Here is a 14,529-nt window from a genome sequence, read left to right as displayed (position 1 = left end):
AGAGCTAGAGTAATTATGGCATTGATAACAATTGACCAAGTATTTAAAGTGGGAGTCAGAGTTATAAATTTAAGGTCTAACGGAACTAAAAATGCAAAAAAGACGTGTGTCATCGTATGAAAAAATTCAAATCCCGCAAAAAATAGAACGATATCTCTAAGCATAAAATTTTTCCTTTCGATTAGTCTCCATTTATTTGTTAATTATAGAGTACTTTTCTGTATATGTATTATTGAAAAATAGACGTTGATTATCGATTTTTTTTAAATACATTTTAGTTTTTTCTTAGTAGGTGGTGGTGGCAAAGGCCAATAGACGACCCCATTTGTTTGGATGTTAGTGTCGAGGGGGCTTAACAGTCTGGTCAATAAGTCCGGAAACTTGCGCGGAATTCCTTAAATGGTTTCTTTGCGACTTATCTTTTGATGAATTTAAGCAAAGCAAAATGCCCGTTTCCATCTATGAAGAGTGGCATCATCCGTTCTGGCTTAGAGATAGGAATCAGTTACCTCCTTTTCCTTTCTAATTTGTTTATGAACTTTTGTTTTGTTTATTCTGTTCTTTTTTCAAGGCATACTCTCTTACGGGGGATATGCTCCCCACTCTTTCTACAATTACTTCCTAAAATAGATCCGATCATGCCCTTCTAAATAATTTTTCATTGTCCCTAAAGAATTGGGTGCAGAGAACTAGGATCCCATGTTCGGAGGAGGACAAATTGTTATCAAAGTATTTCTTATCACCCGTGTGGGAAAGGATTGAGCAAGCTATCTGTTTACTGTGACTCCGAAGGGGACGAACAGAGTTTTTCCATTAATTTGTACTTGGGCAAACAGTTTAATAAAGCCAGCTTTATTAGGTTCCACATGAAATTGCAATTCAGGCCCTCCTCTCTCAGAAGTTTTTATTGGTTCTTTGCCCATGGGATGAACATGGATTACCGTTTTAAAATCTTCATTAAAACCAACAATATGAGCATAAGCTCCCATAATCGGCTCTAAGGTATGAACTGATTTTCCTTTAGCATCAGTAATATCAATTTTCCCCATGGCTGGTTTACCCGCATGTAATGGTGTTTTATCAAAAGACAATTTGAAAGTGTAACCATCGACAGTACTTTCAGAGAATGGGTGCCGGTCCATATGATTTTCTGTTTTTTTCATGGTTTTTGTCAATGGAAAATCAGCAATTACGTATTCTTGAGTTTTGGTATTGGTTGGTAATAAATCGGCCCATGCCCGATAGGAGGCTTTTTCAAAAGTTGGTTGCCATTCAAATTGATAGACACCAGGGGTAGCTGTTTCGACTGGATGGACATGGCTGTAGTCTGTGAGACTGTCATCAATAATCAACAAATGAATCTTTTGTGTATGCGCTTCAATCAAGTCGTTGGAGGTGACTGGTTTATTGTTTTTCATGTCTATTAGCTTGATTAATATCAGTTTCTGGTTCTTTTTATCAATTATCTCTTGAATGGATAATCGTATGGTAGAGTTATTCGATGATTTCAAAATCTGGGTGGCATGATTTTTCACAGAATGATAATGGGCATTGGATGCTGTAGCGATAGAATGATATAAATTGATTAATAATAAGCTCATTAAGAGGGTGGCCAATTTTATCACGATACTCCGGTCTCCAAGACAATCAAATGGTTATGAGATATTTTTCTTATAGTCCTTGTGGGTTGACTATACACCTCAATCAGTTAATAGAATGATATCATGGATTGCTAAATAGCATAGGGATTATTTAATTGCTTAGACGAGTTTGCATTATGAATATTTGATAAGTAGACTTATTTTGGGTCACCATTGTGGGATTTTTCATTGATTTGGAAGCCTTCATGAGTGCTATAAAAAAATTAGTAGATTTGATTAAGGACAGTAGTGAAGGGGAAAGAGAAAACGGTAGGTCATTTATCAAAAAAATGAGGATGATGAATAACGTAATCTTACCGAGCTGTTGGATTGGGAGAACGAGGTTGATGTCGTATGTTCCATCAATTAGTAGAGATGCTTTCACAAACTAAGTCTTTGAATTAACGTAAGACGCAAAAGACGTTGTCAAAAGCATAGCGCTACGTTGTCTTTTATCAGAAAAGAGCCTATATTGTAATTATTTCATTTTAAAATCAAGGATGAAAATACATTATGAAACCAAGTCATTGGATGGTTTTGGCATGTTGCTTGATACTTACTGCTTGTATGAATAGTGGCACTACCGGTAAAAATACTGAAAGTCTGGAAGAGCATGTCGCTCAAGGCCATGTAGGGCATGGTGGCGGTGGTCGCTAACACTAAAATCTTTTTATTGGATTTCAAAGAGTAAAGAGTAAATATGAAAGATGCCGATTTTTTGTAATAAGAGCGCTTAGATACTAAAAAAATGGGGTAAAATGGTGCTCACCGACTAATGGGTGAGTGAATGCAAAGGATGGCTGTTATGGCAGAACAGTGGCACGAAAAATCACCTGCAGATATGGCATTGTTGTTTGAAACTGACTTATCTTTAGGACTATCTGAGAAAGAAGCACAACAGCGGTTAAAAGAAGTGGGACTCAACCTGCTGAGTCAACAGAAAAAAACGTCTCCTTTCCTCATTTTTTTGCAGCAATTTGGAAGTGTGGTCACCTGGGTGCTTTTAGGTGCTGTTGTTGTGTCTTTTTTGTTGGATGAAAAAGCCGATGCCATTGCCATTTTGGCCATTGTCATTTTAAATGCCATCATTGGATTTGTTTTAGAATATCGTGCCGATCGCGCCATGCTTGCTCTTCAACAAATGGCCGCTCCTAAAGCCACCGTGTTGCGAGATGGCCGCGTGAGGGTGATAGCTGCTTCTGATATCGTACCAGGAGATATTCTTCTATTTGAAAGCGGTGATTTAATCGCTTCCGATGCTCGCCTTTTTGAATTATCAGCGCTTAAAGTCAATGAAGCACCACTCACCGGAGAATCGATACCAGTCGCGAAAAACCTAGAGATTTGTGCTAAAGAAACGCCTCTAGCCGATCGTAAAAACATGGTGTTTATGGGCACCTCTATAGCCGATGGCACAGGTCGCGCGCTTGTCGTGGCGACTGGTATGCAAACGGAAATGGGGCACATTGCCAAAATGCTGGGTGAAGCGTCTCGTGATGAAACGCCTTTGCAGAAAAAACTCAATCAAGTGGGTTCTCGTCTATTGTGGCTTTGCTTTTTCATTATCATTGCCATTTTTGGCTTAGGTCTCTTACGTAACATCCCTATCTTCAGTTTGTTCATGAGTTCAGTCAGTCTTGCAGTGGCTGCAATTCCTGAAGGCTTGCCTGCTGTCGTTACGGTGGCTTTAGCACTCGGCGTGCAACGTATGGTACGGCGTGCCGTACTGGTAAGGCGATTATCGGCGGTTGAAACACTCGGCTGTTTACAAGTCATTTGCACCGATAAGACGGGAACGTTAACCGTAGGTGAAATGACCGCACGTCAGCTTGTGACAGCAAGTGATGTTTATAGTCTTCATGGGGAAGGCTATAACCTCTCGGGAGGATTTACTCTTCAAGGTCAAGAAATTAATGTGTCAGAAGACCCGTTGTTGCAAGCTACTTTGCAAGCGATGGTGGCTTGCAATAACGCGAGTTTTGAGAGCCAAGATGGACAGGTAGCAACCGTGGGAGACCCAACTGAAGTGGCACTTTTGGTTGCAGCAGCCAAAGGAGGCATTTGGCAAGGGGAACTGCAAACTTCTTATCCCCGTATCAAAGAGTTACCCTTTAGTTCCGAACGCAAACGCATGACGGTTGTGTGTCGACAAGACCATGAACACATCGCTTTTGTTAAGGGAGCACCCGAACTCATTTTGGAGCGCTGCACCCATATTTTGACCAAAACAGGCATTAAAAAATTAACACCTAATGATAAAGCGCGCATGAAACAATCCTGCGAACTCATGGCCAGCGAAGCATTAAGACTGTTAGCTTTTGCGAAGCGTCAAATAGAGCCTATAGCTTTAGAAAAAGAAGAGAAAGAGCTTGAACATAACCTGGTTTTCTTAGGTCTTATTGGTCTTCAGGACCCACCTCATGCAAGTAGCAAGGAATCCATCAGTCGCTGTAAAAAAGCCGGCATCAAACCGGTGATGATTACAGGAGACCATCCTGATACGGCAAGAGCCATTGCCAAAGAGCTTGGCATTTTGGAGGCAGGTGACCGATTGCTCACTGGCAATGAACTTGAAAACATGTCGGAGGAGGAATTTAACCATTGTGTCAAAGACATTGCTGTTTATGCTCGTGTGACGGCAGAGCATAAATTAAAAATCGTACGGGCCTGGAAAAAACAACAAAAAGTGGTGGCGATGACAGGTGATGGGGTCAATGATGCCCCTGCTTTAAAAGAAGCATCTGTGGGGATTGCGATGGGAAAAACAGGCACTGCAGTTACCAAGGAAGCCTCTGACATCATTGTCATGGACAATAATTTCACCTCGATTGTGGCGGGCATTGAAGAAGGCCGCACGATTTACGACAACATTGCCAAAACGCTTGGCTTTTTATTAGCAGGCAATAGTGGGGAGTTATTGGTCGTGTTTGTAGCACTTTTAATCGGCTGGCCCCTGCCGTTGCTTCCTATCCAATTATTATGGATTAACCTAGTGACGGATGGTTTGCCAGCCATTGGCTTAGCTACCGATATGTCAGAGCCAGGGATTTTGAATCGTCCACCCAGAGCCACACAAAAATCCATGATGGATAGGGCGTTTTTCAAACGAGTAACCTTTGTGGGTTGTTTAAAGGCTTTAGTAATCCTTAGTGTGTTCGCTTATGAATATTTAATCGATAAGGATTTAATCCAAGCCCAAGATGCGGCCTTTTCTGTCTTAGTAACCGCCGAGCTTTTATGGGCTTTTGGAGCGCGAAGCGACACCAAGAACATTTGGCAAGTAGGATTGTTCTCCAATTTAAGACTCTTTTTTATTGTGAGCATCAGTTTTTCCCTGCAGGTCTTAATTCACCATATTCCGGTATTGCGCGAATTATTTGGGATACAACCGGTCTCATTCACCCAATGCCTGGTTTGGATTCTATTGGGCATGGTGCCTTTGCTCATCATAGAAGCTCAGAAACGGCTAAGGAAGGCACCCAATGAAGCATTTTAGTATGAAACAAATCACTTACACTATTTTCTTAGGTTTCTGTTGTTTTACAGGGCCAGTATCTTATGCCAAGACTCCGCCTGCTTTATCGCAGCTAATCAAGGAGGCCACGCAAAACAATCCTCAAATTCGTGCGGCCCGCGACCGACTATTGGCCGCAATCCATGTGATTCCACAGGCAACAGCGTTACCCGATCCCAAGTTGAATGCAGGGTACATCAACATGTCTGAGAATATCCCTATGGATGTGGATCCAAGACGCGAGCAAATGTTAGGTGGTCAACAAGAAATTCCTTTTCCTGGTAAACTTATTGTACGAGGAAGGATAGCAACGCTCGAGGCCAAAAGAGCGGAAGCAGAATATCAAGCCACTAGTTTCGCCGTCATTGCTGAATTAAAACGGCTTTATTACGACCTTTATTTTGTCAATAAGTCCATCGAGATTGTTCAAAGAAACCAGGAACTTCTTCATGAAATGGAAAAGAGTTCCGAAGCCAATTACAGTGTAGGGAAAACACCCCAACAAGATATTTATCGTGCCCAAACTGAGATTTCTCGTCTACTGATGCGTTTAGTCATCTTAAAGCAACAACGGGGATCCCTGCAGGCGGATATCAATCGCCTTTTAAATCGTTCCTTAGAAATTACAATCCATACACCAGCAGTGCTTCCTGTAACGCCAATGGGGCATAATTTAGAGTATTTTTACACGCTCGTTAAGAGCCGAGCACCGCAATTAATCATGCAGCAACGTGCTGTTCAAAAAGGACGGCAAGCCATCCGCTTAAGTAAAATGGAGTATTTCCCTGATGTGGAAATCGAAGGGGGACGGCTTCATGATACGGGAATGCACACCAAAGGCTATCAAGTATTGTTAAAAGCAACCGTGCCTCTTTATTTCATGCAAAAGCAAAATCATGCCGTGCGCGAATCACTTGCGCGGTATAATGCGGATATTGAGGATTTGCAGACCACCTATCGTATGCTTTCTTTTCAAGTGAAAAATGCTTATTTGTTGGCAGAGCGCTCTGCAAAACTCATTCATCTGATTCAACATACCATCATTCCACAAGCCAGCTTAACATTTACTTCATCGCAAGCCACCTACGGCGTGGGCAAAGTGGATTTCTTAACGATGCTGAATAATTTATTGACGCTGCAAGAAAATGAATTGGAATGGCACGGTGAACTCGCTGAACATGAAAAAGCGATAGCACAAATCGAAGAAAGCACAGGGACGTTCTTATGAATTTTAAGAGAATAATCAAGGGTGTGGTTATTTTGAGTTTACTTTCGTTGTTGCAGGTAACTCAGGCGCAACAGGCCATGGATAATCATGGCAAGATGGACATGAAACAGTCCACTCAAGGAAATGAGATTGTGATTGATCCGGCTCGTTTACAAGCCATTGGCATTACGTCAGAGCCGGTGCGTCGCCAAGTGGTTGAAAAAATAATCCGTACCGTGGGGCGTGTTGAAGCCGATGAGCGGCTCGTTGCCCATATTCATGTACGCTTTGATGGGTGGATTGAGAACTTATTCATTAATTTTACCGGAGAAAAAGTCAAAGCAGACCAAGCTCTTTTTACCGTTTACAGTCCTGAATTGGTCGCCACCCAGCAAGAATATTTGCTCGCCCTTAATGCCCAAAAAATATTAAGCAAAAATACGACATCGAGTGCGGCTCGTGGTGCGCAGTCTGCTTTTCAAGCAGCTCACCAAAGATTGTTGCTGTGGGGGATATCCGAAAAAGACATTGAGCAATTAAAGCGTACGGGCAAAATCACCCGGACGATGACGATTCATTCCCCCATCCAAGGTACGGTTCTTAAAAAAATGGCGCTGGTGGGCATGCGCATTGAGCCAGGAGATGAACTCTATACCATTGCTGATTTATCACGCTTGTGGGTTTTAGGGGACATTTACGAATATGAGCTTCCTTATATTCGTCTTGGTCAAATGGCTGATTTGACCCTTACCTACTTGCCCAATGAATTATTTAAGGCCAAGCTTGATTTTATCTACCCTACGATTGACATGAAAACACGTACAGCCAAGGTTCGCTTTGAAGTGGACAACCAGAAGGAGCAATTAAAACCTGGCATGTATGTGAATCTGGAACTCAAAGTACCTTTGGGTGAACGTCTTGTGGTCCCTAAAAATGCTGTTCTACTCACAGGTGAGCGCGCAGTGGTGTTTATTTACCATGGCAATGGCAAAATTGAATGGCGGGACGTGACCTTAGGGGTTAGGGCAGGGGATTTGCTTGAGATAATCAAAGGGGTTAAAGAGGGCGATCAAATTATTACGTCTGCCAATTTCCTCATTGACTCAGAGAGCCAGTTGAAAGCGGCCATGGGAGGCATGCAACATAAATAGACTTTCTATCCCACTATAATGGGATAGAAGCTCTAATAAAGAGGCGTGATTTAGCCTTGGAATAAAGGGATTTTATGGTCGAACGGATTATTGAATTTTGTGCACGCAACCGGTTTATTGTGTTGCTTTTTGTGCTCGGGTTTTCTTTCATGGGCTACATTGCCTTGAAGAATACCCGTATGGATGCATTGCCTGACATTTCAGATACTCAGGTCATTGTGTATACGACCTGGATGGGACGTTCGCCCGATCTGATGGAAGATCAAGTCACTTATCCCATTGTAACCGCCCTCTTATCTGCACCAAAGGTTGTTGCTGTGCGGGGATTTTCTGATTTTGGCTTTTCTTATGTCTACATCATTTTTGAGGATGGCACGGATATTTATTGGGCGCGTTCACGTGTGCTTGAGTACATGAGTCAGCTGGCTGGAAAATTACCTGAAGGAGTGACTCCTCAATTGGGGCCTGATGCCACACCTGTGGGCTGGATTTATCAATACGCTTTGGTGGATGAAAATGGCAAGCATAACTTGGCTGAGTTACGCACGTTTCAAGATTGGTATTTGCGCTATTGGTTAAGAGCGGTTCCAGGGGTGTCTGAAGTCGCCAGTGTGGGAGGTTTTGTCAAGCAATACCAAGTCAATTTGGATCCAGTCAAAGTCCTTGCCTACAACCTATCGGTTCCTGAGATTGTTGAAAAAATTCGCATGAGTAATAACGACACCGGTGGTCGAGTCATTGAGTTCTCGGGCGTGGAGTACATGATTCGTGGTCGCGGGTACATTAAGTCTACTGAGGATATTGAAAAAATTGCCGTGGGTACCAATGCCAATGGCACACCGATTTTACTGCGTGATGTCGCCACAGTACAACTTGGCTCGGACATGCGCCGCGGGGTGGTCGATTTAAATGGCCAAGGCGAAGCTGTGGGCGGTATCGTCATCATGCGCTTTGGTGAAGACGTATTGCAAGTGATTGGTCGCATCAAGGATAAATTGAAAGAGTTGGCCACTGCCATCCCGGAAGGGATAAAAATGGTTCCTGTGTATGACCGAAGTAACTTAATCCGGGAAGCGATTTCCACGGCCAATTGGAACTTGATTGAAGAACTGTTGGTGGTTGGGTTACTCATTATTGTGTTTTTAGGTCATTTTCGTTCCGCACTCATTCCTATTATTACCTTGCCGCTGGCGATTTTGATTTCGTTTATCCCCATTTATTTCTTACACGTTGGACTGAATATTATGTCCATCGGCGGCATTATTGTCGCCGTTGGTGATATGGTCGATGCGGCCATCATCATGGTCGACAATGCCCATAAACGCTTAGCGGATTGGGAAGCAAAAGGAAGCCCAGGCGATCGCACCCAGGTGTTAATCGATTCGGCGAAAGAGGTGGGGCCTGCCATTTTTTCATCCCTTTTGGTCATTGCCATCTCTTTTATGCCTGTTTTTACTTTGGAAGCTCAGGAAGGGCGGCTGTTTTCGCCCTTGGCTTATACCAAAAACTTAGCCATTTTCATGAGTGCTTTACTTGCCATCACCTTAATTCCTGTCCTATTGCCTCTTTTGGTGCGTGGTCGAATCATTCCTGAACAAAAACATCCGATTACGCGGTGGATGCAAGCCATGTACGCGCCCGTGTTGAGGCTTGCTTTGAGGTATCGCCAATTCGTGGTGGGAATTGCCATTGTATTGGCTATTGCCACCATTCCTCTTTATAAACTCATTGGCTCTGAATTCATGCCCCCTCTTTATGAAGGGACGATTTTGTATATGCCGGTTACTTTACCAGGTATTTCAGTCACTCAAGCGACGGCTTTACTTCAAGAAATGGATAAGAAATTAAAAGCATTTCCTGAAGTGGCGCACGTTTTTGGCAAAACGGGAAGAGCCGAAACGTCCACCGACCCTTCTCCATTTAATATGATGGAAGTGATTGTGGAGTTAAAGCCTAAAGAATTTTGGCGCAAAGGAATGACTTATGAAAGCCTGGTTGCCGAAATGGATAAAGCGTTGCAATTTCCAGGTGTGAGTAATGCTTGGACCATGCCCATTAAAGCACGCAATGACATGCTCACCACAGGCATTCGAACGGCGGTAGGAATTAAGATTTTTGGTCCTGACATTAAAAAGATTGAAGCCATTGGCAAAGAAATTGAAATGGAGGCCAAAGAAGTGAAGGGCACCAGTACGGTCTATGCGGAGCGGGTGGCTGGAGGCTACTTCCTTGATTTTCAAATTAATCGGGACCAGTTGGCTCGCTATGGTTTAACCATTATGGACGTCAATCGCATTATTGAATCGGCCGTGGGTGGTGAAAACATTGCCACCACGATTGAGGGGCGTGAACGCTACCCAGTGAATGTGCGTTATTTGCGAGAATTGCGCGACGACCCCGACAAACTCAATCGTATTTTAGTCAAAACACCCAGTGGTGCGGAAGTACCCGTTGCACAATTGGTGACTTTAACCTTTCGTTCAGGACCTGCCATGGTTCGCGATGAGAATGGCATGTTAGCAGGTTACGTCTTCATTGACATCAGTGGCCGAGACATTGGTGGCTATGTGGAGGAATTAAAGCAAGTGGTCAACGCCAAAGTGAAATTGCCTCCGGGCTATACGCTTGCTTGGTCGGGCCAATATGAGTTCATGCAACGGGTCTATGAGCGACTTAAAATTTTTGTGCCACTGACCTTGGCCATCATTTTTGTCTTATTTTACTTTACTTTCCGCACCATTACCGAGACCTTGATGGTGATGTTGGGCGTTCCCTTCGCTTTATTTGGCGGCTTTTTGCTGCTTTATATCTTAGGGTACAACATGAGTATTGCCGTTTGGGTGGGGATGATTGCGCTTGCTGGTGTTGCGGCTGAAACCAGTGCCGTGATGCTCGCTTACCTTGATTCTGATTACAATGAACAAAAGGAAAAAGGGTTGCTCAAAACATTGCCCGATTTAATTCAGCTGGTACAACTTTGTGCGGTCTCCCGCATTCGTCCCATGGCCATGGCGGGTCTTGCTAACATCATTGGCTTATTACCGGTGATGTGGGCTACAGGCATTGGGGCTGATGTGATGAAGCGTCTTGCAGCACCCATGGTCGGTGGGGTTTTTTCTGCCCTTTTACTGACCTTAATTGTGATTCCTGTGGTTTATGTGATGTGGCGTTGGCAAGTGGATTTGAAAAAAACAGTAGACTTAACGGAGGCAAGATGAAATTAACTTTTTTAGGAGCAACTGAGACGGTTACTGGTTCTAAATATCTTTTGACCATTGGTTCTAAAAAAATCCTGATTGATTGCGGTCTTTTTCAAGGCTACAAAGAATTACGATTACGTAACTGGACTCCCTTGCCTATTGATCCCCATGATATTGATGCGGTGATTATCACTCATGCGCATATTGACCATTCAGGCTATCTTCCCTTGCTCGTCAAAAACGGATTCCAAGGCAAAATTTATACAACACCGGGTACCAAAGCACTGTGTTCCATTTTGTTACCCGACAGTGGTCATCTGCAGGAAGAAGAAGCACGCTTGGCCAATAAGTATGGATTCTCCAAACACCAACCTGCTCTTCCTCTTTATACTGAAAAAGAAGCTCATACTGCATTGCAGTATTTTGAAACCATTGATTTTGATACCCCGCACCAAGTATTTCATGATTTCAGTTTTGAGTATCATCGTGCTGGTCACATCGTGGGTGCGGCCATGGTCAAAATAAAAACCCAAAAGGGTTCCATTGTGTTTACTGGAGACATCGGCCGTCCACATGATCCCGTCATGAAATCCCCGACCTTCATTCAAGAAGCGGATTATCTGGTGATGGAGTCCACCTATGGTGACCGATTGCATGATGCCACAGATCCTTTGCCTCAAATGGCTCAGGTGATTAATCAAACCGTTAAACGAGGAGGCTCAGTCGTTATTCCTGCTTTTGCGGTAGGACGTGCGCAAAGCCTTCTTTATTTTATTTACGAACTGAAACGACAAGGGCAAATTCCCAAAGACCTTCCTGTCTTTTTAGATAGCCCCATGGCCATTGATGCCACTCATTTACTCTGCACTTATAAAGAAGACCACCATTTAACTGCAGAACAATGTCGGGGTTTATGCCGTGTCGCCACCTATGTGAACACACCTGAGGAGTCCAAGGAGATTGACCGTCATCACATGCCGCAAATCATCATAGCGGCCAGCGGCATGGCGCAAGGCGGCCGCATTCTGCATCATTTAAAAGCCTTTGCGCCTAATCCTAAAAATACCCTCCTTTTTACTGGCTTTCAGGCGGGTGGCACTCGTGGTGCTCGAATTGTGAATGGGGAGAGACAAGTCAAAATTCATGGAAGCCTTGTTCCGATACAAGCCCAGGTCGTGGTCATGAGCAGTACGTCGGCTCATGCTGACTATTTGGAATTGTTAGAATGGCTACAACATTTTGCTCGTCCACCCCAAAAAGTTTTTATCACCCATGGTGAACCTCACAGTGCTCAATCGCTAAAAGAGAGAATTGAGAAGCAATTAGGTTTTTCTTGCACCATTCCTTCTTATCTGCAAACGGAGGAATTGTGGTGAGTAAGCAAACCTCTCATGGGCTTCGGTTAAAACATTTAGGGATTAAAACCTATCACGAAGCTATTATTTACATGCGAGAGGATTGTCATGTCTGTCATTCAGAAGGATTTGAAGTACAGACCCGTATCCAAGTGACTTTAGGCAAGCACTCCATTATAGCCACCCTTAATGTGGTGACCTCAGAGCTACTAGCACCGGGTGAGGCTGGTTTGTCAGATTACGCCTGTGAGTCTTTACATGCCAAAGAAGGCGATGAAATTCAGGTCTCCCATCCAAAACCCTTGGAATCCTTAAGCTATGTGCATACCAAGATTTATGGCAAAGAACTGTCTTATGAACAAATGAAGGTCATCATTGATGATGTGTTAAGCGGTCGTCTTTCTGATGTACAAATCTCCGCTTTTTTAGCGGCAAGTAGTGCAGGACGTCTAACCCGTACGGAAATCATGAAACTCACCAAAGCCATGATAGACAGTGGTGATCGCTTATCCTGGTCTTCACCTCTGGTCGTCGATAAACATTGCGTGGGAGGATTGCCGGGAAATCGCACGACTCTGATTGTAGTTCCCATTGTGGCTTCATTTGGATTGATGATTCCAAAAACATCATCGCGTGCTATTACATCCCCTGCGGGAACTGCAGATACCATGGAGACTTTAGCTCCAGTCCACTTAAGTCCCCAAAAGATGCGCCAAGTGGTTGAACAAGAAAATGGCTGTATTGTCTGGGGCGGGGCTGTGAGTTTAAGTCCTGCTGATGACGTGCTTATTCGTGTGGAACGAGCCATAGATTTAGATAGTGAAGGGCAATTAGTGGCTTCCATTCTTTCTAAAAAAATTGCAACAGGTGCTACGCATGCAGTCATTGATATCCCCGTAGGACCTACTGCCAAAGTGAGGAATCAGTCTATGGCGCTCCTTCTGAAACAATCACTTGAGGAGGTAGGTAACGAGTTAGGGCTTGTTGTCCGTGCGTTATTTACGGATGGGTCGCAGCCGGTAGGCCATGGCATTGGTCCATCGTTAGAAGCTCGCGATGTATTGGCAGTATTACAAGGGTTGCCTGATGCGCCCAATGATTTGCGTGAACGAGCGTTGACGCTTGCAGGTGCTGCGTTAGAGTGTTCTTCGAAAGTACCACCGGGTTTAGGTAAATCCATTGCGACGCAATTATTGGAGAGTGGGCAAGCGTTTAAGAAATTTCAGGCCATTTGTGAGGCTCAGGGTGGGATGAGGGAATTGACCAAGGCACGTTTTACTTATCCTGTTGTGGCTGCAAAGGCAGGAAAAGTCTCCCTCATTGACAATCGAAAGCTTGCAAAAATAGCTAAGCTTGCTGGTGCGCCTAAATCGAAATCGGCGGGTATTGACCTCCATGCCCATGTCGGCGAATCTGTAGAACAAGGCGAGCCTTTGTTTACAATTCATTCGGAGTCCTCAGGGGAGCTCCATTACGCTTGTGATTTACTTCGCGATAAACAAGACATCATTATTTTAGGAGAAAATTCTTGAAGCCTCTGTTATGTTCATTATTTGATTCTTCAGAAATTGCCGGACAATTTCAAAAGACACTTCAAGTGGAAGTGGGTAAGGTCACATTCCACCGTTTTCCTGATACAGAATGGTACTTAAAAATTGATTCAGAGGTTAAAAATCGCAGCATTATGGTGGTGGACAGTTTAAACCAGCCGGATGAAAAAATACTGCCTTTGTTGTTTTTTGCCAAAACGGCTAAAGAGTTGGGGGCTAAAAAAATCGGTTTGATTGCTCCTTATCTTTCCTACCTACGGCAAGATAAACGTTTTCACGAAGGAGAAGGAATTACTTCACGTTATTTTGCGGACATTTTATCCACTTCATTCGATTGGCTCATGACGATTGATCCGCACTTGCATCGCTATCACTCTTTAGATGAAATCTACTCAATTCCCACTTTTGTTTTGCATGCCACATCGATGATTGCCACATGGATCAAACATCATGTTCCTAAGCCAATTCTTATTGGTCCTGATATGGAAAGTGAGCAGTGGGTTGCCGATATTGCAGAAAAAGGTCGTTTTCCTTATGCGATTTTGGAAAAGATTCGGCATGGTGATAAAGAGGTGACTATTTCAGTACCCTATATTCCTGAGCTCGAATCTTCGACACTCGTGCTCGTCGATGACATCATTTCCACCGCCAGAACCATGGTAGAGACGGTGAAGCATTTACAACAAGCAGGGAGCAAGTCCATCGTTTGTATTGGTGTGCATGCGCTGTTTGCAGAAGACGCTTATTCTCTATTATCTGCGATGAAAGGGGTGCAAGTCATCACGTGTAATACCATTCATCATGTCACCAATGCGATTGATGTGAGTGGTTTGGCTGTGGACGTTTTAGTCCAAAACAAACTGGCCGCTTTAAAAAGTAAGCGTAAATGAGTTGATTATTAACAAGGAGTAT

Annotated in this window: 9 protein-coding genes; 8 read left to right on the top strand and 1 reads right to left on the bottom strand. The window is 43.7% G+C overall.

What is annotated here, in order from left to right; all coding sequences use genetic code 11:
• Positions 1-767: 767 nt before the first annotated feature.
• Complete coding sequence (locus tag AB3348_RS06100; RefSeq protein WP_230306345.1) at positions 768-1,601, bottom strand: hypothetical protein; 834 nt, start codon at positions 1,599-1,601, stop codon at positions 768-770.
• A 552-nt stretch (positions 1,602-2,153) separates the two neighbouring features.
• Between AB3348_RS06100 and AB3348_RS06095 the strand changes: the two genes are divergently transcribed.
• The 8 genes from AB3348_RS06095 (at position 2,154) to AB3348_RS06060 (ending at position 14,507) form a co-directional block, all read left to right on the top strand.
• Positions 2,154-2,297: a hypothetical protein gene (locus AB3348_RS06095; RefSeq protein ID WP_021436950.1), complete on the top strand. Its 144-nt coding sequence runs from the start codon at positions 2,154-2,156 to the stop codon at positions 2,295-2,297.
• A gap of 148 nt (positions 2,298-2,445) precedes the next feature.
• The gene (locus AB3348_RS06090; protein ID WP_367606685.1) at positions 2,446-5,136 is read left to right on the top strand and encodes a cation-translocating P-type ATPase; all 2,691 of its coding nucleotides are present in this window, start codon (positions 2,446-2,448) and stop codon (positions 5,134-5,136) included.
• Positions 5,123-6,382 carry a TolC family protein gene (locus AB3348_RS06085; protein ID WP_367606684.1) on the top strand — a complete coding sequence of 420 codons (1,260 nt, stop codon included), beginning with the start codon at positions 5,123-5,125 and terminating at the stop codon, positions 6,380-6,382. The genes AB3348_RS06090 and AB3348_RS06085 overlap by 14 nt, the downstream gene beginning before the upstream one ends.
• On the top strand, positions 6,379-7,512 hold the full coding sequence (locus AB3348_RS06080; protein ID WP_367606683.1) for an efflux RND transporter periplasmic adaptor subunit: 1,134 nt from the start codon (positions 6,379-6,381) through the stop codon (positions 7,510-7,512). The genes AB3348_RS06085 and AB3348_RS06080 overlap by 4 nt, the downstream gene beginning before the upstream one ends.
• Positions 7,513-7,586: 74 nt before the next feature.
• Entirely contained in the window at positions 7,587-10,730 is a 3,144-nt protein-coding gene (locus tag AB3348_RS06075) for an efflux RND transporter permease subunit (protein ID WP_367606681.1), read from the top strand.
• Positions 10,727-12,088 (top strand): MBL fold metallo-hydrolase RNA specificity domain-containing protein, encoded by a 1,362-nt coding sequence (locus AB3348_RS06070; protein ID WP_367606679.1) that lies wholly within the window; start codon positions 10,727-10,729, stop codon positions 12,086-12,088. Before AB3348_RS06075 ends, AB3348_RS06070 begins: the two co-directional genes overlap by 4 nt.
• Positions 12,085-13,599 (top strand): thymidine phosphorylase family protein, encoded by a 1,515-nt coding sequence (locus AB3348_RS06065; RefSeq protein WP_367606678.1) that lies wholly within the window; start codon positions 12,085-12,087, stop codon positions 13,597-13,599. The genes AB3348_RS06070 and AB3348_RS06065 overlap by 4 nt, the downstream gene beginning before the upstream one ends.
• On the top strand, positions 13,596-14,507 hold the full coding sequence (locus tag AB3348_RS06060; protein WP_367606677.1) for a ribose-phosphate pyrophosphokinase: 912 nt from the start codon (positions 13,596-13,598) through the stop codon (positions 14,505-14,507). Before AB3348_RS06065 ends, AB3348_RS06060 begins: the two co-directional genes overlap by 4 nt.
• The last annotated feature ends 22 nt before the right edge of the window (positions 14,508-14,529 follow it).

The sequence above is a fragment of the Legionella sp. W05-934-2 genome, assembly GCF_964199965.1.
Taxonomy (GTDB): domain Bacteria; phylum Pseudomonadota; class Gammaproteobacteria; order Legionellales; family Legionellaceae; genus JAFIFT01.
Note: the sequence above shows the minus strand (reverse complement) of the source record. Positions and strands in the feature narration are given on the sequence as shown.